This window comes from Tenacibaculum dicentrarchi, assembly GCF_964036635.1.
In the GTDB taxonomy this organism is placed as follows: Bacteria; Bacteroidota; Bacteroidia; order Flavobacteriales; family Flavobacteriaceae; genus Polaribacter; species Polaribacter dicentrarchi.
The window spans coordinates 395,099-420,116 of the sequence record NZ_OZ038524.1 but is presented as its reverse complement, the minus strand read 5'-3'; the positions used below and the strand labels follow the sequence as shown (position 1 = coordinate 420,116).

Genomic DNA, 25,018 nt, shown 5'->3' with positions numbered 1-25,018 from the left:
ATGAATACATTTGGAATCGGAGGTTCTACCATAGAAGCAGAATTAAATGCCATAACTCCAACGGCTCACTTAGTTGAACCGATTCAAAAAGAAGAGTTTCAACAAAGAATAAACAAAGCTTGCCAATTGATGAAAAATCAAAATAAACAGGCAATGTATCTACACGCTGGAACAAATTTATTCTATTTTACAGGAATGAAATGGAGTTCGAGCGAACGAATGGTCGGTGCAATTTTATTTCAAAATGGTGATTTGCATTTTATCGCACCAAAATTTGAAAAAGGAACAATTTTAGATTTCATGCTAATAAAAGGCGAAGTTAATTGTTGGGAAGAACACAAAAGTCCTTATAAATTATTTACCAAAATCTTGACAAAAAACAAGGTAAATAAAGGCGTTATTTTGATGGATGAAGCAACACCTTTTTTCATTGTCGATGGGATTAATAAATGTAACGAAATATTTACCCTAGAAAGTGCAACGCCAATTACCGCAGGTTGTAGAATGATAAAATCGGATGCTGAAATTGCCATTATGCAACACGCAATGAACATCACTTTAGAGGTTCAAAAAGCCGCAGCTCGTATTTTAAGGGTTGGAATTTCAGCTAAAGAAGTCGAAGATTTTATCCACGAAGCACATATTCGTTATGGTGCAACTGCTGGTTCTTATTTTTGTATCGTACTCTTTGGGGTCGATTCATCATTTCCACACGGTGTAAAAAAACCTAAAAATTTAGCATTAAACGAAGTTGTTTTAATAGATACAGGTTGTGTTTTACACGATTATATTTCTGATATTACAAGAACCTATGTTTTTGGTGAAGCGGATGATTTACAAAGGTCAATTTGGAATATTGAAAAAGAAACCCAACAAGCCGCTTTTGATGCCGCTCAATTAGGCAATGTTTGTGCCGATATTGATGCTGCCGCTAGAAAAACATTAGAAAGTCATCAGCTTGGACCAAAATATGATTTACCTGGTTTACCACACAGAACAGGGCATGGAATTGGTTTAAATATTCATGAATGGCCATATATTGTTAAAAATGACAATACTGTTTTAGTCGAAAAAATGACTTTCAGTAATGAGCCAATGATTTGTGTTCCTAATAAATTTGGAATCCGTCATGAAGACCATATTTATATGACCGAAAATGGCCCGAAATGGTTTACGGAACCAATGTATAGCATTGAAGACCCTTTTGGAATTTCAAAATAAATTTTAAAAAATTACAGTAAATTCATAAAAAAACGCAACTCTTTATCTTTTAAGAGTTGCGTTTTTTCTTTTTTATAGTTTATTAAAAAAAATATTATTATAAAAAAATAAGTAAAAAACAAACTAAAATACCTAGCCCCGATTGTAGCATTTGTTTGAGCTCTTTTTTTGATTTTTCTTCAAAAAAAAGCGAGTGCGGAAAGCGGGAAATTGCTTCAAATGATTCTTATTTTTATAACATTAAACAACCTTCATAAAATCCTCTTTTAATATTTTCTTTAGATAAAAAAGTACTTCTTCGGCATTTTCTTTGGTGAAAACAATTGGTGGTTTTATTTTTAACACATTATGGTCTGCTCCATCGGTACTCATTAAAATTCCGTAATTTTTCATTCTGTTTGCGATATAATCGGCATGAGAAGCGAGTGGATTTAATTGAGAATCAACGAACTCAATTCCTAAGAAAAGCCCCTGCCCTCTTACATCGCCAATAATTGGAAATTCTTTAGAAAGTTCTTTTAATGATGATTTTAAATAATTCCCAACTTCTAACGCATTTTCTTGCAATTTATCTCTTTTTACAGTTCGAATTACTTCGGTTGCAATGGCACAGGAAACAGGATTTCCGCCAAAAGTGTTAAAATATTCCATACCGTTTGCAAATGCCTCGGCAACTTTTTGAGTACAGGCAACCGCCGCAATTGGATGCCCATTTCCTAAAGGTTTTCCAATAGTTATGATATCAGGAACAACATCGTGCAATTGAAAACCCCAAAAAGTTTTTCCCATTCGTCCGCAACCAGTTTGTACTTCATCAGAAATACAAACGCCACCAACTTTTCTAATTTTTTGATATGCTTCGGATAAAAAACCTGTTGGTAATTCTACCTGACCGCCACAACTAATAATTGGTTCTATAATAAATGCACCTACATTTCGTCCTTTATTTTGAATGGTATCGATACATTTTTGAACTTCATCAGCGTATTTTTTTGCGGTATTTTCACCTCTATATTTCCCTCTAAAACTATCGACTAACGGAAATATTTGCGTGTGTTCTGGTGCGCCATTTCCTCCTTTTCCATCAAATTTATACGAAGAAATATCAATACACATATTCGCATTTCCGTGATAACCGATTTCACTTGCGATAATATCTTTTTCGCCTGTAACGGCTTTTGCCATTCGAATTGCCAATTCATTTGCCTCACTTCCAGAGTTTACAAAATGTAACACATTTAATTCTGGCGGTAAAGTTTCAATGAGTTCTTTGGCTAATTCATTGATATTTTCGTGTAAATAGCGTGAGTTTGTGTTAATTAAACTCATTTGTTGCTGTCCTGCTTTTACAACATTGTAATTTTCATGCCCAACGTGTGCAACATTATTTACGGTATCTAAATATTTATTTCCAAATTGGTCGATTAAATAAACGCCTGAACCACGCACCATTTTTATGGGCGTTTTGTATTGCAAACTTAAACTTTTCCCTAAATGTTGTTTTCGATACTTGATTAAATCGTTGTTTGAAATGCTGTTATTTTGGTTTAATTCTTTCGATTTAAAAAGTAAATTCGGGTTTGGGCAAACACTTTTCCAAACCTCCATTTCGTTTAAATATGCTACGCCTGGAAAATCTGTTTTCAAATCAAATAATGATAATAAAACTTGAAAATGTAAATGAGGAACCCAATTTCCGTTTTCTGAAATATCGCCAAGTTCTGCAATTTTTTCACCTTTTAAAATTCGGTCGCCTACTTGATGTTTTTGTACACTTTCGGGCGTATTATGTCCGTATAAAGTATAAAATTCAAAATTATCGGCTTGATGTTTTAATACTAATAATCCACCGTAATTTTTATCGCCTTGATTATCCGAAGAAATAACAACTTCCCCATCTAAAATAGCGTGAACAGACGTGTTTTTTGGCAACCAGAAATCGGTTCCTAAATGAATTGTTCGGTTTTCTTTTCCGTTATTTCCTATTTTTTGATACGCATCAGCAGTATAAAAAACACGAGGTTCTAAATAACCGCCACCAATAATTTTTGTAGGATTTTCTTTTTGTAATTCATCAATTTTAAATTGAAAAAGTGCTAAATTATTTGCTTCTTTTTCATGCCCAATCCATTTGCTTGAAATACTTAAATCAATAGGAAAAATACTATTTTTTTGAACTGTTGGAAATAGATTTTCTAAAGAAAAAGTATGTTTTAAACTCCAATTTTCAAACTTTTTTTCATTCGGATGTGCCGAAAAACCACAAGCAATTCTAAAATTATATTCCGCAAAATCAGGGTGAATTTCACGCCATTTTTTAAGTACTTCCCAAGCTGGTTTTTCGCTTATCAGTAAATATTTATTGTTCGGTTCTTCAATTTTATTAATTGCCGATTTTGTTACGGAAATAACCAATCGCATAGCAATAGCATCGTATAAATGTGCCAATTCTTTTTCTTGTAAAGGAAAATTCTGATGATAGCCTTTTACAATATGTAACGCCGATTCCAACGGCTCATTATGATTCATAATTGCATAAGCACAGGCAATTGCCACATCATTAATTACTTGCGTATAAATGGCATCACCGTAATCAATCGCTGCTTTTACTGTTGGGTTTACAAGCTCTTTCGATACAATAACATTATTATCATTGGCATCATTATGAACTACTGATTTTCTTAAAGAATCATAGTTTATTTTATTATTTTCAAATTGTGTTTGATAATAAGTTATAATTTCTTTTTGCTCATTTTCAAATAAATTGATATGTTTTTTTGTCCAAAGAGATTGTGCTACGTCCCAAACAAATTCTCTTTTTGCCTCTTCATGATTAAAACCTTGTAACGCCTTGGTTAAAAGTCCGCATTGCTCGCCCAAACTAAAACGCAAACTATCTAATTGCGGATTTACAGACGACCAAACACGCCCAGAAATCCACGTTAATAATCGTACTTTTCGAACATTTCCAAAAGCGTCAATTATAGTAGAAATTACATTTCCTTCAGTATCTTTTATAACTTTCGGAGCAATAATTTCAGCATTATTTTTAGCAACATATTGCAATAATTTTTGTTGAAAATCTAAATAATTTTCGTCTTCCTTCGGACGAGAAATTTTTAAAATATACCCTTCTGAACTGAGTGTTTTTATTCGGAAATTAAAATCTAATTCGCCAGGTAATTCAGTTGCAGTTCCTTTAATATTATAGGTTTTTAAAAGAATTTCTTCCGCTTGTTGATTTGCTATTTTTATTTGATTGTAGTCCATCTTATTTTTTATAAAACTATAATGAGAAATGCTGTTTTTTTATCCGAAGAAAAAATATTTTATTTTTAAAGATTAGCCGAAATCAGCCAAAATCATTTAAAATTACCTAAGAATTACCGAAGAATAAATCCATCTTTCATCGGGTCATTTGGGTCGATTACAAAGGTATTCATTCCTGTAATATACGCCGTTCCTGATACCTGCGGAATTACGGCATTAAATTGACCATATTTTTCTTCAGAGATAACAGCACCAATAAATACCGAATCGGTAATACTTTCAATGCTCATGGTTTGATTAAAATCAATTTCATTTCTTTTTTTATGAATTGCCATTCTTCCAGAAACACCCGAACCTGTTGGGCATCTATCGACTTCTCCTTCGGCAAAAATACAGACATTTCTGCTATCGTTTCCTGAAGGTTGTTTGTTATTATCAACAAAAATAGTTCCGTATAAAAAGCTCAAATCGGCTTCTAAAGGATGAATAATTTCAGAATCATTTTGCATTACGGCATGTTTTATTTTCATTCCGTTGGCAATTAAATCACGATACGAATTACTGCTTAAATCAAAATTAAAATTATTTTTTGCCATATCGACATAAGCGTAAAAAGCACCTCCGTAAGCCAAATCGTAGGTTACAGTTCCTAAATTTTCGACCTCCACAGTTCTGTCTAAACCAACCACAAAACTCGGCACACAATGAAAACGAACGCCTGTTACTTTACCATTTTTCACATTCGCAAACGAGGTAATTCGTCCGCAAGGAGCATCAATTTTTAAAATATTTTCACCTTCTTTAACATCAATCCAATTCATTTCGACAGCCAATGTAGAAATAGCAATAATCGCATGACCACACATGGTCGAATATCCTTCATTATGAAGAAATATAATACCAAAATCGCCTATTTCTTCGTTATTTTGATTGTTTTCTTTAGGATTTGGAGGCAATAAAATACAGCCGTACATATCAGGATGTCCACGAGGTTCAAACATTAAAGCGGTTCGTAAATTATCGAAATTTTCTTTGCAATAACGTCGATATTCTAAAACTGAATTTCCTTTTAATTCAGGAAATCCATCAACAATTACACGCAAAGGTTCTCCGCCTGTGTGCATGTCGATTGTTTTAATTTGCAACCAATTTTCATTTGGTTTAAAATCAGTTTTTGAAAGTATATTTTGATATGTTTTACTCATTTTTTTACTGATTTATATATTTATGATAGAAATAATTAGCGGCGGCTAAATCTTCTAAAGCGTGTCCTACCGATTTAAAAACAGTAATTTCATCATCATTTTTACGTCCTTTTTCTTCTGCTATTTCTTTAGATGAACACAATTCAAATAAATCAGCGTTAATATCTTCTTGTTTTAAAATACCTGTTTGTAACGGTATTAAAATATCGCCACTTTCTTTTAATCCACCTTGATAAGTATCAATATAAACTGCCCCTTTTTTGATAACTTCATTATCCGCTTCACGCATATCTTTTTTATACGCTCCAACTAAATCGACATGTTGTCCTGCTTTTAAATATTTCCCTAAAACTAACGGCGTTTTTGACAGCGTTGCACACGAAATAATATCGACTTCCGATATTTTTTCTTCGATAGTTTGAACGGCTGTAATTGTAAAATCTTCTTCTTTTAATGTTTTGCAAATTGCTTGTGCTTTAGAAAAATTACGCCCCCAAATAAATACGTTTTTAATCGGACGAACCGAGGCGTGTGCTTTGATTAAATTAACCGATAAAGCGCCTGTTCCTATCATTAATAATGACGACGAATTTTCTTTGGATAAAAAAGTAGATGCCAATGCCGATGCCGATGCCGTACGTTTTACCGTTAAACTTTTGGCTTCTAAAATGGCTTTAATTGTTCCTTTAACAGCATCTAAATAAATATACGTTCCGTTGATTGAAGGCAAATCGAATTGCTGATTCTCGGGGCTTACTGTTACTATTTTTACTCCCGCATTTTTACTAGGATTCCATGCTGGCATCAATAATAAGGTAGAATCTGCATTAACTGCTGGGTTTGCAAAATCGTGATGATGACGCATCGGAACAAGGGTTTCTTGCGAAGAAAAAGCAGCTTTTAATTCAGTAATAAGTGCTGAAAAATTAGTGTTATTTTCTATATAATCGCTATCTATTTGAATAATTTTTTCCATGCTCTAAAATAACTATTTATAAAAACTTTTACATATTTTATCTATATACAGACTAATATAAGCCGTAAACTTGTTAAAATAATACCACAACAAATACCATAAAGCCTGTATTTTTAGCAAAAAACATATATAAAGTGAAAAATTTACAGTTATTTATTCTTGTATCTTTAGCCGTTTTTGCATCGTGTAAAACAACTAAAGAGAACAAAATCGTATCATTTAAAGAAAAATTACAAGCTACTTTTCCTAAAGCCCAGATAGATTCTATTGAAGCCAAAGATCATTTCACTGAGGCTTACAAAGTGGTTTTAAAGCAAAATTTAGATCCTAAAAATCCATCCGAAGGAACTTTTGATCATTATATGTATGTTTCACATGCCAATTACAACAGCCCAACAGTTTTAATTACCGATGGATATTCTTCTAGAAATAGAACCACGGAATTAAGTAAAGTATTCAAATCGAATCAGGTAATTGTAGAATACAGAATGTACGGAAAATCAAGACCCGATTCTATTCCTTGGAAACATTTAACAAACGATAACGCTATTGAAGATTATCATACTATTGTTACCAAATTAAAAAATGTTTATAGTGGTAAATGGTTGTCATCAGGAATTAGTAAAGGAGGAGAAACTACCTTAATTTACAAGGCTAAATATCCGAAAGATATTGATGTTGCTGTGCCTTATGTTGCTCCATTAATAAATACCTTAGAAGACCCTAGAACCAATGATTTAATCAACTCGGTTGGTAGTGATGCTTGTAGAGCGAGTATTAAAACTTTTCAAAGAACTGTTTTAGAAAACAGAGCGGATATCTTAAAAATATTAGCGACTTATGCGGCTAAAAACAAGATGAGTTTTACCCAAGTTCCTTTAGAAGAAACCTTAGAATATGCCGTGTTAGAATTTCCTTTTTCTTTCTGGCAATGGGGCAGCGGAAAATGTGCCGATGTACCTACAAAAGAGGCATCATCAGAAGAATTATTTAAGTATTTAATTAAAATTTCTGGTGTTCATGTTTACAACGATGCAGGATTTAAAAATTACTTACCTTCTTTTTATCAACATATGAGAGAATTAGGCTATTACGGTTTTGATTTAGCGCCTGTAAAAGATTTATTAAAAGTAGTTAAAAGCAGTACAAATAGTAGGTTTGCACCTAAAAATGTAGATTTAACTTACAACCCTACATATATTAAAGAAGTACGTAATTATGTAGAAACTAAAGGAAATAATATTTTATATATTCAGGGAGCTTACGACCCTTGGGCGGCTTGTGGACCAACACCAAAAGAAGGCGTTGATGCTTTGAAAATGGTTTTAGAAGGAGGTTCACACTTAACGAGAATTAAAAGTTTTTCTGATAAAGATCAACAAAAAATTTACGCAAAATTACAAGCTTGGTTAGGAAAGGATGTTAAATTATATCCTTTGAAATAATAAAATAAGCTTAGAGCCTGTTTAAAAATTAAATAAACTGTCAGTTCGAGTGATTTTTTTCCTTCAAAAAAATTGTATCGAGAACTTTTTTGTATAAAATTCATCAACATAAAATAATTCAAATTCTCGATACAATTTTAATTCCTTTTAGTCATTAAAATCACTCGAATTGACAAGAATCATCAAAAAAAAAGGGAATAACTACGGTAAATCAAGATGCGAAACTGAACTAAATTCAGTTTGACGAATTCGATTTCTTATTTTTATGTTACAAAACTTTTTTAGATGAAATTTAAACAGGCTTTTATTTTCATATTGATAAATAAAATTATCACAAAAAAAACACTTTAGATATTTCTAAAGTGTTTTTTGATTTTATACTATTTTTAAAATTATAAACTACGGGTTTTACTATTTTTTAAAGTTTGAAATCCCTTTTTGTAACCAATTGTAATACTCAGTAGCATCGGGTGTATAAGAAGCTGGATCGATTAAATTAGCTTCATCATGCCCCATTAATACATAAAAAGGTTGCGTATTTGCTTTGTATTTTATGGTTTGTAATTCGCTCCATTTTTGCCCAATATATTTTAATTTTTTACCAGGGTTTAACCTCGAATCTATAATTTCATCCTCTTTCAACTTTCTTTTATCATCAACATATAAAGAAATTAAAACTACCTTATTTTTTAAGACATCTAAAACATTCGGTTTTACCCAAACATTCTGTTCCATTTTACGGCAATTTACGCAGGCATGTCCTGTAAAATCTATCATTACGGGCTTTCCTACTTTTTTAGCATAAGCCAATCCTTTGTCGTAATCGTGAAAAGAAATAATATCGTGTGGAGGCATTATATGTGCTCCTTCTGGTAAACCTGTAGGTGTTTTTTCAACCTTTCCCATTGAAACTAATGCGGTACTTTTCTTGGTAAACCCTACTCCATATGGCGATTCACTATAATGTTGTGGTGGTGGAAAAGCGCTGATTAAATTTAAAGGTGCTCCCCATAAACCTGGCAACATATATACGGTAAAAGCTCCTACGATTAGTCCTAAAAACAATCTTCCTACCGATATATGATTTTGTGGGCTGTCGTGTGGTAATTGAATTTTCCCTAATAAATAAAGCGATAAAGCTCCGAATATTGCAATCCAAATAGCAATAAAAACTTCTCTTTCAAAAATATGTAATTGCAATACTAAATCGGCATTTGATAAAAATTTAAACGCCAAAGCTAGTTCTAAAAATCCTAGAACTACTTTTACCGTATTTAACCAACCTCCCGATTTTGGTAACGAATTTAACCAACCTGGGAATGCTGCAAACAGTGCAAATGGCAAAGCAATCGCTGATGAAAAACCTAACATCCCTACAATCGGTGCGATTCCTCCTTTTGATGCTGACTCAACTAATAACGTTCCTACAATTGGTCCGGTGCATGAAAATGACACAATTGCTAATGCCAAAGCCATAAAAAAGATTCCTATTAAACCACCTCTATCGGCTTGAGAATCTACTTTTGTAGCCCAAGAACTTGGTAAGGTAATTTCAAAAGCGCCTAAAAATGATGTAGCAAAAACTACTAATATTAAAAAGAAAACAACGTTAAACCAAACATTGGTAGAAAGCGCATTTAAAGCATCTGCCCCAAAAATACCCGTTACTACGGTTCCTAATAATACGTATATTCCAATTATTGATACTCCATAAATAATGGCATTTTTAATTCCTTGTGCCTTGCTTTTACTTTGTTTGGTAAAAAAGCTTACCGTCATCGGAATCATTGGAAAAACACAGGGAGTTAACAAGGCTGCAAACCCTGATAAAAAAGCGATAAAAAAGATGGCTATCATTCCTTTTTTATCTTTCTTCGTTTTATCTTTATCAACTGATTTTACAGAAACAGCCTTACTGATATCAAAAACTAAATCAAGTTCTTTTGGAGGTAAACACTGCTCATCTGTACAGGCAATAAATTCAACAAAAGCATTAATTTTAGTTGTTTTTGAGTCGATTAACTCAATTTGTTGTTCAAAAATAGCTTTATGAGCAAACGATTTAATAGTCATTCCTTGCTCATTAAACAATTTTGTAAATTTAGTTTTACCTTTAGGCTCTTTGGTTTTTCCGATTAATTTAATCTTATTTTCTTTTTCTTGATAAAAAAAAGTGGTCGGAATTGGTCCTGATTTAGGTACATCTTGCGAGTACAAACTCCAGCCCTCTTTGATGGTCGCTTGAGTTATTAATTTATAATTAGAATCGGATGTTTTTTCGACTTTAGTCTTCCACTCAATAGGATTAAATATTTGACCTTTTACTGATATGGTTATCAATAAAATAAATAGTAGTATGCAGTTTTTTTTCATCGAAATTTATTTGGGGGTTTAATTAATTTTAAAAGATAAATCTACTTCTTCTGGAGGAAAACAAGTTTCATTTGAACAAACCATGTACTCAACAGTTCCTTTTATAACAAATTTCTCATTTGTTTTTAATCGAATTCGCTGTGTAAATACTGCCGTATTATCAAAATATTTAATACGCATTTCAAATATTTCATCATCAATAACTTGTCCTGCGCCTTCTTTTGTCACTCCTTGTTTTAAATAACGCTGATCTCCTGTAAAAGAAAATAAAGTAGGTATTGGTCCACCATTAGCTATTTTTTGAGAATAAATATGCCACTCTTCATCTAAAGTTGCTGTCACTATTAATTCACTTTCTTTTTCTGATATTTTTTCTACACTCGTAGTCCATTTTATAGGGTTATCCAATTGCCCATAAGAAACAAAACTTAATAGAAAGCTTAAAATTGTTAGTAATTTACTCATTATTATATGATTAATAGTTTTATATTTTTCGTAAAAATAACATCTTTCTACATAAAATACGATTACATCAAAAAAAAAATGTTCTAATTTTGAAAATTTAACAAAAAAAAAGAGTAATCATAAGTGATTACTCTTTTTAATAGTAGCGGGAACTGGACTCGAACCAGTGACCTTCGGGTTATGAGCCCGACGAGCTACCTACTGCTCTATCCCGCGATTTCGAATGCAAAGATACACACTTTTACATACCCCACCTAATAAAAATTGTTTTTTATTTATTTTTAAATTTTAAGCATAAAAAAAGCTTCACATTTCTGTGAAGCTTTGAGCTTAGTAGCGGGAACTGGACTCGAACCAGTGACCTTCGGGTTATGAGCCCGACGAGCTACCTACTGCTCTATCCCGCGATTTGTGAGTGCAAAACTACAACCTTTTAGCATACCCACCAAATAAAATGTGTTTTTTATTTATTTTATTTTTAAGCACAAAAAAAGCTTCACATTTCTGTGAAGCTTTGAGCTTAGTAGCGGGAACTGGACTCGAACCAGTGACCTTCGGGTTATGAGCCCGACGAGCTACCTACTGCTCTATCCCGCGATTTCGAGTGCAAAGATACGTTCTTTTATCCTATCTATCCTAATAAAATTAACTTTTAAATCAAAAAAAACATAACTACTACAATAACAACACTATAAAAAAAAGAAATTTTAAATCAAACAGCTTATCTTTGCCTCATGACACATAAATCAGGATTTGTAAACATCATCGGAAACCCAAATGTTGGGAAATCAACTTTAATGAACGCATTAGTTGGTGAGAAATTATCAATAATTACGCCCAAAGCACAAACCACTAGGCATCGTATTTTAGGAATTGTAAATGATGAAAATCATCAAGTTGTTTTTTCTGATACTCCAGGGATTCTAAAACCTGCTTATGAACTACAAAATTCAATGATGGATTTTGTAAAAGCAGCGTTTGATGATGCCGATGTATTAATTTATATGGTAGAAGTTGGTGAAAAAGAACTTAAAAATGAAGCCTTCTTTAAGAGAATTATCCACAGTGAAATTCCTATTATTTTATTATTAAATAAGATAGATAAATCATCGCAAGAAGAAGTCGAAGAAAAAATAGAGTATTGGAAAAACAAAGTACCAAATGCTTTTGTATATGTAATTTCGGCTCTAGAAAAATTTAATATTGACACTGTTTTTTCTAAAATTATAGAACTACTCCCAGAAGGTCCTGCTTTTTATCCGAAGGATCAACTAACAGATAAACCAGAACGTTTTTTTGTAAATGAAAAAATACGTGAAAAAATATTAACACACTATAAAAAAGAAATTCCGTATGCTATTGAAGTAGAAACTGAAGAATTTTCTGAAGAAGAAAACATCATTAAAATTCGTTCAGTAATTATGGTAGAACGTGATACTCAAAAAGGAATTATTATAGGACATAAAGGTACTGCGCTTAAACGTGTAGGTACCGAGTCTCGTAAAGATTTAGAAATCTTTTTTGATAAAAAAGTATTTTTAGAGCTATATGTAAAAGTAAATAAAAACTGGCGTTCTAACGATAGACAATTAAAACGCTTTGGTTATAAAGACTAATTTATTTTTTTCAATAAAACTTTGGTGAATTTTTTCAATTTATCCATTTGTTTTTTACCTGTTGCCTTTCCTAGTCTTCCTACAAAATAAAGCGCTACCCATATAATTGGTAAAACCACCAACATTACTATGGGTAGTACTGCTATTCTTTTTAATGACCAATTACTATAGGCGATAATTCCGAAAATTAAAAAAAGGAACGCTACCATAAAATGTAGGAACATAAAAAAGGTCCAAACTTGTGGTTTTGGACCGAATAATCCTTTTATTTTTGATGTTGTTGATGTTAATTCTTCTACCTCTAACTGCAATTGAGGTGACCAAAAATGAGCCTCTTTTAATGGTATATCAATGATTACATGCTGGTCTATTATCCTCATTTTATAAGCAGGATCGTCAGATAAATGCTGTTTAATTTCATCGATTAACACTGCTGAATTCATTTCGAAATCAATTTGAAATCGTGGCTTTAAAAAAATTTGATTGTATAATTTATCATCCATATTATGACAACATTTAAAAGTTATTGTGTCACAATGTACTAAAAATACGATACTCTTTAAAATTCCACTGTAACTTAGTTGTGTAAGTTGTATCTTTGCAAAAATTTTAGTATAATGAGTAGTATTGTAGCCATTGTTGGAAGACCTAATGTAGGTAAATCCACTTTATTTAATCGTTTAGTACAACGTCGTGAAGCGATTGTTGATTCTGTAAGTGGAGTAACTAGAGATAGACATTACGGAAAATCGGAATGGAACGGAAAGGAATTTTCTGTAATTGATACTGGTGGATATATTGTCGGGTCTGATGATATTTTTGAAGGAGAAATACGTAAACAAGTTCAGTTAGCTATTGATGAAGCTGATATCATTGTTTTTGTTGTTGATGTTGAACAAGGAATTACCCCTATGGACAACGAAGTTGCAAAAATTTTACGCCAAGTTAAAAAGCCTATTATTATGGCAGTTAACAAGGTTGATAATGCAATGCGTGATGCGGATGCTGTTGAATTTTATAACCTTGGTTTAGGTGAATATCATACAATTTCTTCAATAAATGGTAGTGGAACTGGTGAATTATTAGACGCTGTTGCCAACGAAATTCCTGAAGAAGAAGAAATAGAAGCTGAAAATGAACTTCCTCGTTTTGCCATTGTAGGACGTCCGAATGCTGGTAAATCATCATTTATTAATGCGTTAATCGGTGAAGATAGAAATATTGTAACCAATATTGCTGGTACAACCCGTGATTCTATTGATACAAAATATAATCGTTACGGTTTTGAATTTAACTTAGTAGATACTGCTGGTATTCGTAAAAAATCAAAAGTAAAAGAAGATTTAGAGTTTTACTCTGTAATGCGTGCTGTTCGTGCAATTGAACATTGTGATGTTGCCGTATTAGTAGTAGATGCAACTCGTGATTTTGAAGGACAAGATGAAAAAATATTTTGGCTAGCAGAAAAGAATAAAAAAGGAGTTGTAATACTTGTTAACAAGTGGGATTTAGTTGAAAAGGAAACGAATACTATGCGTGATTTTGAAGCACATATCCGAAAAAAAATTGCCCCTTTTACTGATGTTCCTATTGTATTTACTTCTACCGTAACAAAACAACGTATTTTTAAAGCTATTGAAACGGCTGTTGAAGTTTTTGAAAACAGAAAACGTCGTATTCAAACAAGTAAGTTAAACGAAACGATGTTAGAGATTTTAGAACAAAATCCGCCACCTGCAATTAAAGGAAAATACATCAAAATTAAATACTGTATGCAGTTACCTACTTATACACCACAATTTGCATTTTTCGCAAATTTACCGCAGTATATTAGAGACCCGTACAGACGTTATTTAGAAAATCAATTGCGTCAGCATTATAACTTTAACGGAGTTCCTATTATTGTATATTTCAGACAAAAATAATTATTGTCTAAAAATAAATTAAAGTAGTTTTTTCATTTTCTTTCCAAATAAATCAATTTGTGAAAAACTTGAAAAAACTACTTTTTTTTGTACTCATTTTAAAATTATTTTCTTTTTAAAACAGATAAACGTCATGCTGAATTTATTTCAGCATTGCATAAAGAGAATAACTACCGCAAATCAGGATGCGAACCTGAAATAAATTCAGGTTGACGGATTCGATTTTTTATTTTTCTGTGATAATTTTTTTTCAAATGAAATTTAAACAGGCGATAAATAAACAAGTAAGCTCTAAATTCAATAAATTAGTAACAATGCCTAGCCCCGATTGAAGCATTTGTTTGAGCTCTTTTTTTGATTTTTCTTCAAAAAAAAGCGAGTGCGGAAAGCGGGAAATTGCTTCAAATAAATAATTACTTAGCATTTCGTAAATTTGTAATAGATTTAAGAAAATGATTTCATGGAAATTAGAAAATTAGACGCCTTTAAAGATATTGAATTACCCTTACAACTAAATATTAGTTTTGAGAAAATATACAATATGCTCAAACAATACGCTAATAATAACGCAAAGGAACATCCTTATCATGCCTCGGCAAATATCCTTGTTCAAAAAGTAGATACATATCCTGAACTAATTAACGGTTTTTCTGATATTTCATTGCTAAAAAAACATGAAGATATTATCGATATTTTATTAGATGCGTTGTTTCCTGAAATGTTAACATTAAATGAAATTAAAGCCGCCACAATTCCGTTTTCTTTTACGTCATTTAAATTTACAAAACGCCTCGAAAATATTCTTGAAAATGCTGGAGAAAATTATGTTTTAAAAGTGCGAGATTTTGAAAATAATAAAATGTACATTATGGCATGTACTTTTATTTTAAACATGGTTTACAACTATCCAATTGATTTAAAACGTCCTTTTTATTTTGATATTCCTGATAAAAATTTAGACGTAATAAAACATTACAGAGTGGCTTTTAATGCCGATTTTATGGAAATTACCCCCTCTAAAAATGCTCCAAAAATTACCGAAGAAGATATTAAAATACTTTTAAATAGCTACGATAATATTGATATTTGGAAAAAAAAATTCCCGCCAAATAGCTACATTTTTAAAGGCTTCGGTATCATGAATTTATTCGATGTTACTGCCGATGAAAATATATCGTCAATTAGAACAACATTGTTGCAAAAAGATGATGGAAATATTATTCAAAAACTTCGCAAAGATTTAAGTGAATTATTTAATATAAAAGGCTTAAATGTTGGTTTTTCAGTATTTAATAATACTGATTTATCCTTGCAATCTACACATATTAAACGACCTAAAAGTCTTATTTTACTTAAGGATGAAAAAAAAATAGCCTGTACTACTTTTTTTTGCAACCATATAATTACAAAGGTTTTTAAACAGCATAAAATTGTAGCTATTTCTAATACGCAACGCTATGGAAGTGCTTCAAAAAATAATGAATTCTCTCAACGTTTAAAAAAACAAAATATTGGAAGTATATTACTGATTCCTATTAAAACAAATGCTAATAATAATTTAGCCCTACTAGAAATAACCGCTCCAAGACCTTATGAATTAAACTCTGTAAATCAGCAAAAATTAAAAGATATTATTCCTGTTTTTAAAGTGGCTGTTAATCGCTCATCAGAAGAGTATTCAAACATTTTAGAAGCTACTATACAAGAACATTACACCTCTTTACACGAAACTGTAAAATGGAAATTTTATGAAGCTGCCGAACAATATCAAGCTGATATTTATGCCGAAAAAGAAAATGTGAAAATTGAACAAATAGTATTTAATGATGTGTATCCTTTATATGGTCAATCAGATATAAAAGGCTCATCTTTTGCTAGAAATGAGGCTATTAAAGAAGATTTAATTACTCAACTTACCTTAGCTATTTCGGTATTAAAAAAAGCATGTATATCTGAAAAACTGCCTATTTATAACGAATTAATGTTTCGGGTAAATGACTATTTAAAAGATGTAAATACAGGTTTAAAAGCTGGAGATGAAATTGGAATTTTAGACTTTTTAAAACGTGAAATTTATCCTGTTTTTAAACACATAAAAACACTTAATAATCATTTAACAGCAATTGTAAATACTTATATGAATCGTTTAGATAGCAATTTACATGTTGTTTATGAAAAACGAAAAGCATACGAACAAAGCGTTACTTTATTAAATGATAAATTAGCTAAATTTATAGATTGTAAACAAGAAGATGCACAAGCAATGTTTCCGCATTATTTTGAACGCTATAAAACTGATGGCGTAGAATATAATATGTACATCGGGCAATCTTTAACTAAAAAGAAAAAATTCGATGAATTATACCTTTATAACCTTCGTTTATGGCAATTACAACTCATGTGCGAAATGGAAAATGTAGCGAATACTGCACGTAAATCTATGGAGCATGATTTGCAAGTTGCATCGTTAATTTTAGTTCACAGCACGCCTTTATCTATTAAATTTAGAATGGATGAAAAACAATTTGATGTTGATGGAGCTTATAATATTCGTTATGAAATCATCAAAAAAAGAATTGACAAAATTCATATAAAAAACACCAAAAAACGACTTACCGTTCCTGGAAAAATTGCCATTGTTTATTCACAAAGTAAAGATGCTAAAGAATATTTAAAATATATTAAATACCTACAAGCTAAAAATTTATTAGGCGAAATTGAAACTTTAAACTTGGAAGATTTACAAGGAGTTTCTGGTTTAAAAGCACTTCGAGTAACGGTTCTTTATCAATCTGATTTTGACACTAAAAAAACAATAACAATTGATACTTTAATCGAAGAATTTAAAAATTAACTTAACCTAAATTATTTATAAAATATTTGAATTTTCTTGTATTTGAAACGCCACTGCAAAAGCAATTACACTTACAATAATTCCAATCATAAAAACAGTGTAAGTTGTTCTTAGTAATTTATATTTTCGGTTTAAAACTAATCCTAAAAAATATAAATCTTTAGTTAATGAACCGTATAAATAATCACGGTCTTTCATCATTTCGTGCATTGCCCATTCAAAATTAGGTAAATTCATTTGATGAAAATTTCCGAAGAATAATAAATTCACTTTTTTATTTGCAACATCTTCTTTGGTAAACTTGCCTTCCGTTACATTTGGTCGGGTGGCTATTATCGATAAAATAATAGAAGCAACTGTAAACAATATAAAAATTAACGACGGAATAATTAAATAATGATTCGTCGGATTATCTAATTTTGGAATTAAAGTCGATAAACTCATCGAAATAATAATAGCATTTACTGATAACAAAATATTTGCTTTCGTATCTGCAATATCACTTAAAGTAATATGATTTCTTAAAGCAACACGAAACATCGTTTCAATACCTCGTTCAGGTAACTCTACTTTATTTTTTTTAAAAGCTAACTCGTCTTTTTTATATTGTAATTTCTTACTTTCTTGCTGTATTTTATGTTGATTTTTTAATAATTCAGCTAAATTTTTACTTGCTATTTTACTCCAATTTTTAACTGCAAAATCTGTATAAAAACGGTGTTTTGTTAAAAATTTAATATTTTCTTCTAGCCAGTTTTCATCAGAAAAAACAACTACTTTAGTCAGCTCCCACTCTTTTCTTAATAATAATGTATAATCGCTAAAATTTTTACTTCCTAAATGCGCACAATCAGCATCTTTAATTATTTTTTGTAACTCATTTATTGGTTTAACGCAAATTTTAGTAGCTAAAATTAACTCTGAAACTTGTAAAATAACAGCTTCAGAAACATCATGTTTTTTTAAAAAATCTGTTGCTATTTTAACGCTTTCTTCTTCATGATTTTTTATTGATTTTGTATAACCTGTATCATGAAACCATGCTGTTAACAATAATATATTTGATAATTCGGTTGTTAATTTTGCTTCTTTTATTAATTCTTTCGTTTTTGCAACTACTCGTTGCGTATGAAATACATTATGATATATAAATGAAGTATCTAATTTTTCATTTAATAGCGTAATAACAAAATTTTCAGCTTCAATTAATAAATTTTCCATCAAAAATATTTTTTGCTAAATTAAGGATATTATTCTACTCTTATTAATTGTAATTTTGACAAGATTAAAACGACTATTATTTTATAAAAACTACAATTAATCATCAAAATATTTTAATATGCTTACTTGGAAAAATATTATTCACTTTGCCGTAAATGGAAATCCGACGCCAATAAAAAGAGTTGAAAAATCTGAAAAACAATGGAAAGAATTATTAACTGATGAACAATTCAGAATTACCCGTTTAAAAGGAACTGAACGTCCTTTTTCTGGTGAATTATGTAGCACTTATGATGAAGGAAAATACAATTGTACTTGTTGTGATACCCCTTTATTTGATGCTACTATTAAATTTGATTCAAACTCTGGATGGCCGAGTTTTACCCAACCAATTACCGAAAATGCTATTAAATATCATAGAGATACAACTTTTGGAATGGTACGAGTAGAAGTTTTATGCAATAGTTGTGATGCACATTTAGGACACGTTTTTCCTGATGGACCTGAACCTAGTGGTTTAAGATATTGCATTAATTCAGAATCAATGATTTTAAATAAAAATTAAAATAATTCAATTTAATGACTAATCAAAATTTACAAACAGCCACCTTAGGCGGTGGCTGTTTTTGGTGTACAGAAGCTGTTTTTCAGGAAGTAAAAGGTATTGAAAAAGTGGTTTCTGGTTATGCTGGCGGAAATGTTCCAGGACACCCAACATATAGAGAAGTTTGTAGCGGATTAACAGGACATGCCGAAGTAATTCAACTTACTTTTGATGCTGATATTATTTCATATCAAGATATTTTAATCATTTTTATGACCACTCACAATCCGACAACCTTAAATCAGCAAGGAGCGGATAAAGGAACAGAATATCGTTCTGTAATTTTTTATCATAATGAAGCTCAAAAAGAAATTTCAGAAATTGTTTTAACTGAAGTTGCTCCTTTTTACGAAGATAAAATTGTTACAGAAGTAAGTCCTTATACTATTTTTTATGAGGCAGAAAAAGCACATCAAAATTATTACAGACAAAACCAAAAACAAGGATATTGTAGTTTTGTTATTTCGCCTAAATTAGCAACACTTCGAAAATTACATGCTCATAAATTAAAGTAATTTACCTTAATTTTGTCAATCTATTTATCCAAAAAATAATGAAGCTTAATATTCAAGATACTTTTACAAAAGAATTACCTGCCGATAAAATTTTAGAAAATAACCGAAGACAAGTTTTAGATGCTTGTTTTTCGTTTGTTGAACCTAAAAAAACAGCAAATCCGAAGTTACTTCATGTTTCAAAAGAAATGTTAACTGCAATTGGATTAACTGAAAAAGATGCTAAATCAGATGAATTTTTAAAAGTTTTTACAGGAAATAAAATCTTAGAAAATACGCATCCTTTTGCGATGTGTTATGGCGGACATCAATTTGGAAATTGGGCAGGGCAATTAGGCGATGGTAGAGCCATCAATTTAACCGAAATTGTACACAATAATAAACGTTGGACACTACAATTAAAAGGTGCTGGAGAAACTCCATATTCAAGAACTGCAGATGGTTTGGCGGTTTTACGCTCATCGGTAAGAGAATATTTATGTAGCGAAGCAATGTTTCATTTGGGCGTTCCAACAACACGTGCTTTATCGTTAAGTTTATCGGGTGATGACGTTTTAAGAGATATGTTATACAACGGAAATCAAGCCTACGAAAAAGGCGCAATTGTAAGCCGTTTAGCACCTAGTTTTATTCGTTTTGGAAGTTTTGAAATTTTATCCTCTAGAAAAAATTATCCTGCTTTAAAAACATTAGCAGATTATACAATCAAGCATTTTTACCCTGAAATTACATCCGAAGGAAAACAAAAGTACCTCGATTTTTTAACCCAAATAAGAAACCGAACTATCGAAATGATTGTCGATTGGCAACGTGTTGGTTTTGTTCATGGCGTTATGAATACCGACAATATGTCTATCCTCGGATTAACCATCGATTACGGTCCTTACGGATGGTTAGAAGGCTACGATACTGGCTGGACACCAAATACAACCGATAATCAGCACAAGCGATATCGTTACGGAAATCAATCACAAATTGGTGTTTGGAATCTATTTCAATTGGCAAATGCCTTGTTTCCGCTTATTGAAGAAGCGCCGCCTTTACAAGAAATTTTAGATGAATATGCTGATATTTTTCAAAAGAAATATTTAGAAATGATGACATCTAAAATCGGTTTATTTTCTGAAGATGCTAACGATTATGAATTAATTGGACGCTTAGAAGAAACGCTACAATTAACAGAAACTGACATGACGCTTTTCTTTAGGAATTTAGCCTTAATTTCTTCAGATGATACTTTTGAAACTGCTTTTGATAAAATAAAAATTGCATTTTATACGATTATCGAAGTTAAAGATGAAATAAAAAATCATTGGCAAGATTGGTTTCATCGTTATTTAAAAAGATTACAACAAGAAACTTTTTCTGATTCAGCAAGAAGAGAAAAAATGAATGCTATAAATCCGAAATATGTATTGCGAAATTATATGGCACAATTAGCTATTGATGATGCCAATAAAGGCGATTATTCTTTAATTGATGAATTATATGAATTGTTGAAAAAGCCATATTCAGAGCAACCAAAACATCAAAAATGGTTTGCAAAACGACCAGAATGGGCTCGTAATAAAGTTGGCTGTTCTGCTTTAAGTTGTAGTTCTTAAAGTTATTTTTTATTTATCCTCTAATTAAATAAGTATGAATTTTATCAAAAAAATTAAATATTTAGCACTTTTTTTCACGGTTATATTATTAAATAATTGTGCAACTTTTAAAGCTCAATATGCAGATAAAAACGTTGTGAAAAATATTGAAAAAGAAAAAAACAAGCTAAATTCTGATAAAAAAATCGCTCATACTTTTTATTTAATTGGTGATGCTGGAAATTCTGATTTAGGAAAAATATCGCCTGCATTAAAATATTTAAATAAACATATTGATACAGCACCAAAAAATTCAACCTTACTTTTTTTAGGTGACAACGTTTATGAAACAGGCATTCCATCTCAAAAATCAAAAAAATATCCGTTAGCAAAACATCGAATTAAAGTACAAACAGATATCGCTAAAAAATTTGCTGGTAACTCAATTTTTATCCCAGGAAATCATGATTGGTACAACGGTTTAGATGGCTTAAAAAGACAAGAAAAATTAGTTGAAAAAGCAGTAGGAAAAAACTCATTTTTACCTGAAAATGGCTGTCCATTAAAAAAAGTAACTATTTCTAAAGATGTCGTATTAATTATTGTCGATACGCATTGGTATGTTACTAATTGGGATAATCACCCAAAAATAAACGACAAATGCGAAATAAAAACAAGAAAAAAATTCTTTGATGAATTTAAAGGATTACTAAAAAAATCAAGAGGAAAAACAACCATTATTGCCTTGCATCATCCAATGTTTACAAATGGTTCTCACGGTGGTTATTATTCTTTTAAAAGTCATTTAAGCCCACTTCCTGTTTTAGGAACGCTAAAAAATATCCTAAGAAAAACCACTGGTATTGCCAATGTTGATTTGCAAAATAAAAAATACAACGAACTTAAAAAACACATTACAACTTTAGCACAAGAAAACGATAAAACCATTTTTGTTTCTGGTCACGAACATAGTTTGCAATATATTATTGAAAATAATTTACCTCAAATTATTAGTGGTTCTGGTTCTAAAAGTAGTGCAACTAAATTAACAGGCGGTGCAAAATTCACTTACGGAAGCCAAGGTTTTGCTCAATTAGATATTTATAAAAATGGAAGTTCTAAGGTTCGTTTTTATTCGGTAAACGAAAATAAAATGGTTTATGAAGCTACTGTTTTCCCTGCGGATAAAAACAAAAATTTCATTACGTATCCTTATCGAAATATCACAGAAAAATCAGCTAGTATTTACACAGATAAAGAAGTAAAAAAAACAAAAACATTCGAATACTTTTGGGGTAAACGTTATCGAAAATATTTCGGAACAAAAGTAACAGTGCCAACCGTAAATTTAGATACCCTTTTAGGTGGCTTAAGACCCGTTAGAAAAGGTGGTGGAAATCAATCTAAATCATTACGATTAAAAGATAAAAAAGGACGTGAATATGTAATGCGTGCCTTGCGAAAAAATGCGGTTCAATATTTACAAGCAGTTGCCTTTAAAGAACAATATTTAAATGGTCAATTAAATAAAACATATACCGAAAACTTATTATTAGACGCATTTACAGGCTCGCATCCGTATGCACCTTTTACTATTGCTACGTTAGCAAACGCTGTTGGAATTTATCACACAAAACCTATTTTATATTATATTCCAAAACAAAATGCTTTAGGTTCTTTTAACGCTGAATTTGGCGATGAATTATATATGATTGAAGAACGTGCTAGTTCTGGTCATGGCGATAAAGCTAATTTTGGTTTTTCTGATAAAATAATTAGTACTGATGATTTATTAAAAAAATTAGCTAAAAATGAAAAACATATTTTAGACGAATCAGCGTACATAAAAGCTCGTTTATTTGATATGCTAATCGGCGATTGGGACAGACACGAAGACCAATGGCGTTGGGCTGTTTTTAAAGAAAATGGGCATACAATTTATCGCCCTGTTCCTAGAGATAGAGACCAAGCTTTTTCTATTATGGGTGATGGTTTTTTATTAAATATCGCTACTAGAATAATCCCTGCTTTACGCCTAATGAAAGCCTATAAAGAAGATTTAAAAAGTCCAAAATGGTTTAATTTAGAGCCGTATCCTTTAGATATGTCTTTAATTAATCAGTCAGATAAAAAGGTTTGGGATGCTCAAGTAAAACAAATTACCGCTACAATTACAGATGAAATTATAACGGAAGCTTTCAATCATTTTCCTGAAGAAGTACAAGGCGAAACAATTCAAATCATCAAGAAAAAATTACAAGGAAGAAGAAAAAATCTGCAAAAAATATCTGATATTTACTTTAATCATATTAATAAATTTCAAGTAATTAAAGGAACGAATAAAGATGATTGGTTTGAAATTAATCGATTGCCAAATGGACAAACAAAGGTTACTGCATATCGAATTAAAAAAGGAGAAAAAGGGGCTGTTTTTCATCAAAGAACTTATAATCATTCTGAAACTAAAGAAATATGGATATATGGTTTAGATGATGATGATGTTTTTGTGGTAAAAGGAAACGGAGATAATCTGATTAAACTTCGAATTATTGGCGGACAAAACAATGATAATTATGATATTCGAAATGGTAAAAAAGTAAAAATTTACGATTACAAATCAAAGAAAAATACTTTTATTACCAATAAAGGACGCAAAAAATTAACAGACGACTACGAAATAAATACATACAATTATAAAAAATTAAAAAATAACACCAATGTTTTAGTGCCAATTATTGGTGCAAATCCTGATGATGGTTTTAAAATTGGCGTTTCTAATACTTATACAACTTATGGTTTTGAAAGAAATCCATTTACATCACAACATAAAATTTCTGGTGCCTATTATTTTGCTACAAATGGTTTTGAATTAAATTATTCGAATGAATTTGCAAATATTATCGGTAATTGGAATTTAGGATTTAACGCACTATACACAAGTCCTAATTATTCAAAAAATTTCTTCGGATTTGGAAATAACACCATAAATTTAGAAGCTAAAAATCTTAAAAACAAAGATTATAATAGAGTTAAAATAAGTAAATTAATTACAGGTTCTTCTATTCATTGGAAAAGTGATTTGGATGCAAGAATAAAATTAGAAATTAATTATCAATCATTTAAAATTGATAAAACTTCTGGTAGATTTATTACCTCACAAGAAGTAAATTTTAATCGTCAAAACTTCTTAAATACAGAGGCTAGTTATCATTTTGAAAATACCGATAATATTGCATTTACAACAACAGGAATGAAAACAGCACTGCAAATTGGTTATACTTATAATTTAGAAAATAAAAATAGTTTTGCCTATACAATTCCGTCTATTTCTTTTGATTACAAATTAATTCCTAGCGGACGAATAGTACTGGCTACAAAATTTAAAGGACATCTTACTTTTGGTAATAATTTTGAATTTTATCAAGGAGCTAATTTAGGTGCAAACAATGGTTTACGTGGATATAGAAATGAGCGTTTTACAGGTAAAAATGCCTTTTATCATAGTACCGATATTCGTTTAAATTTAACTACTTTAAAAACAAGTTTATTACCTTTGTACATTGGAATTTACGGAGGTTTTGATTATGGTAAAGTCTGGATGAAAAATATGAATTCCGATACATGGAACACCTCTATTGGTGGAGGTATATTTTTTAATGCTACAAATATGATGACAGCTAAAGTTTCTGCATTCAATAGTAATGACGGTACACAAGTAGCTTTTTCTTTAGGTTTTAATTTTTAA

General features: G+C 30.8%; 16 protein-coding genes and 3 tRNA genes. 9 read left to right on the top strand and 10 right to left on the bottom strand.

Annotation, left to right across the window (positions count from 1 at the left end; all coding sequences use genetic code 11):
* A complete protein-coding gene (locus ABNT14_RS01860) occupies window positions 1-1,221 on the top strand; it encodes a M24 family metallopeptidase (protein WP_101902586.1) in 1,221 nt (406 codons plus the stop codon).
* A gap of 240 nt (window positions 1,222-1,461) precedes the next feature.
* Here ABNT14_RS01860 and ABNT14_RS01855 read toward each other — a convergent pair whose 3' ends face one another.
* The 3 genes from ABNT14_RS01855 to ABNT14_RS01845 all read right to left on the bottom strand — a co-directional run bounded on the left by ABNT14_RS01855 (window position 1,462) and on the right by ABNT14_RS01845 (window position 6,672).
* Window positions 1,462-4,491: an aminotransferase class III-fold pyridoxal phosphate-dependent enzyme gene (locus ABNT14_RS01855; RefSeq protein WP_101902585.1), complete on the bottom strand. Its 3,030-nt coding sequence runs from the start codon at window positions 4,489-4,491 to the stop codon at window positions 1,462-1,464.
* A gap of 113 nt (window positions 4,492-4,604) precedes the next feature.
* Window positions 4,605-5,696: a proline racemase family protein gene (locus tag ABNT14_RS01850; protein ID WP_101902584.1), complete on the bottom strand. Its 1,092-nt coding sequence runs from the start codon at window positions 5,694-5,696 to the stop codon at window positions 4,605-4,607.
* A 4-nt stretch (window positions 5,697-5,700) separates the two neighbouring features.
* Window positions 5,701-6,672, bottom strand: coding sequence for an ornithine cyclodeaminase family protein (locus ABNT14_RS01845; protein ID WP_101902583.1), 972 nt, complete (start codon window positions 6,670-6,672; stop codon window positions 5,701-5,703).
* Window positions 6,673-6,806: 134 nt separating this feature from the next.
* Here ABNT14_RS01845 and ABNT14_RS01840 point away from each other — a divergent pair, with 134 nt between their 5' ends.
* Entirely contained in the window at window positions 6,807-8,117 is a 1,311-nt protein-coding gene (locus tag ABNT14_RS01840) for a S28 family serine protease (protein WP_159459530.1), read from the top strand.
* A gap of 411 nt (window positions 8,118-8,528) precedes the next feature.
* Here the strand turns inward: ABNT14_RS01840 and ABNT14_RS01835 are convergent, their stop codons facing one another.
* From ABNT14_RS01835 to ABNT14_RS01815, 5 genes are all read right to left on the bottom strand, one after another.
* Window positions 8,529-10,490, bottom strand: coding sequence for a protein-disulfide reductase DsbD family protein (locus tag ABNT14_RS01835; RefSeq protein WP_101902581.1), 1,962 nt, complete (start codon window positions 10,488-10,490; stop codon window positions 8,529-8,531).
* 18 nt (window positions 10,491-10,508) lie between these two features.
* On the bottom strand, window positions 10,509-10,955 hold the full coding sequence (locus tag ABNT14_RS01830) for a protein-disulfide reductase DsbD domain-containing protein (RefSeq protein WP_101902580.1): 447 nt from the start codon (window positions 10,953-10,955) through the stop codon (window positions 10,509-10,511).
* Window positions 10,956-11,098: 143 nt separating this feature from the next.
* Window positions 11,099-11,171, bottom strand: a tRNA-Met gene (locus tag ABNT14_RS01825).
* A gap of 118 nt (window positions 11,172-11,289) precedes the next feature.
* A tRNA-Met gene (locus ABNT14_RS01820) sits at window positions 11,290-11,362 on the bottom strand.
* A gap of 117 nt (window positions 11,363-11,479) precedes the next feature.
* Window positions 11,480-11,552 (bottom strand) — tRNA-Met (locus tag ABNT14_RS01815).
* A 137-nt stretch (window positions 11,553-11,689) separates the two neighbouring features.
* Between ABNT14_RS01815 and era the strand changes: the two genes are divergently transcribed.
* Complete coding sequence (gene era / locus ABNT14_RS01810) at window positions 11,690-12,571, top strand: GTPase Era (protein ID WP_101902579.1); 882 nt, start codon at window positions 11,690-11,692, stop codon at window positions 12,569-12,571.
* On the opposite strand, the gene ABNT14_RS01805 is transcribed toward era, so the two are convergent.
* A complete protein-coding gene (locus ABNT14_RS01805) occupies window positions 12,568-13,074 on the bottom strand; it encodes an ABC transporter ATP-binding protein (RefSeq protein ID WP_101902578.1) in 507 nt (168 codons plus the stop codon). The two genes, era and ABNT14_RS01805, sit on opposite strands and share 4 nt — an antisense overlap.
* Window positions 13,075-13,188: 114 nt before the next feature.
* Between ABNT14_RS01805 and der the strand changes: the two genes are divergently transcribed.
* A complete protein-coding gene (gene der / locus ABNT14_RS01800; RefSeq protein WP_101902577.1) occupies window positions 13,189-14,496 on the top strand; it encodes a ribosome biogenesis GTPase Der in 1,308 nt (435 codons plus the stop codon).
* Between the two features lie 460 nt (window positions 14,497-14,956).
* Window positions 14,957-17,350, top strand: coding sequence for a GAF domain-containing protein (locus tag ABNT14_RS01795; RefSeq protein ID WP_101902576.1), 2,394 nt, complete (start codon window positions 14,957-14,959; stop codon window positions 17,348-17,350).
* A 15-nt stretch (window positions 17,351-17,365) separates the two neighbouring features.
* On the opposite strand, the gene ABNT14_RS01790 is transcribed toward ABNT14_RS01795, so the two are convergent.
* Window positions 17,366-18,571, bottom strand: a complete 1,206-nt coding sequence (locus ABNT14_RS01790) for a Pycsar system effector family protein (RefSeq protein ID WP_101902575.1) — start codon at window positions 18,569-18,571, stop codon at window positions 17,366-17,368.
* A gap of 118 nt (window positions 18,572-18,689) precedes the next feature.
* On the opposite strand from ABNT14_RS01790, the gene msrB reads away from it, so the two are divergent.
* The 4 genes from msrB to ABNT14_RS01770 are packed head-to-tail and all read left to right on the top strand — an operon-like array spanning window position 18,690 to window position 25,018.
* On the top strand, window positions 18,690-19,136 hold the full coding sequence (msrB, locus tag ABNT14_RS01785; protein ID WP_101902574.1) for a peptide-methionine (R)-S-oxide reductase MsrB: 447 nt from the start codon (window positions 18,690-18,692) through the stop codon (window positions 19,134-19,136).
* Window positions 19,137-19,150: 14 nt separating this feature from the next.
* The gene (msrA, locus tag ABNT14_RS01780; protein ID WP_101902573.1) at window positions 19,151-19,690 is read left to right on the top strand and encodes a peptide-methionine (S)-S-oxide reductase MsrA; all 540 of its coding nucleotides are present in this window, start codon (window positions 19,151-19,153) and stop codon (window positions 19,688-19,690) included.
* Between the two features lie 38 nt (window positions 19,691-19,728).
* Window positions 19,729-21,294, top strand: a complete 1,566-nt coding sequence (locus tag ABNT14_RS01775; RefSeq protein WP_101902572.1) for a protein adenylyltransferase SelO — start codon at window positions 19,729-19,731, stop codon at window positions 21,292-21,294.
* A gap of 34 nt (window positions 21,295-21,328) precedes the next feature.
* A complete protein-coding gene (locus ABNT14_RS01770; protein ID WP_101902571.1) occupies window positions 21,329-25,018 on the top strand; it encodes a metallophosphoesterase in 3,690 nt (1,229 codons plus the stop codon).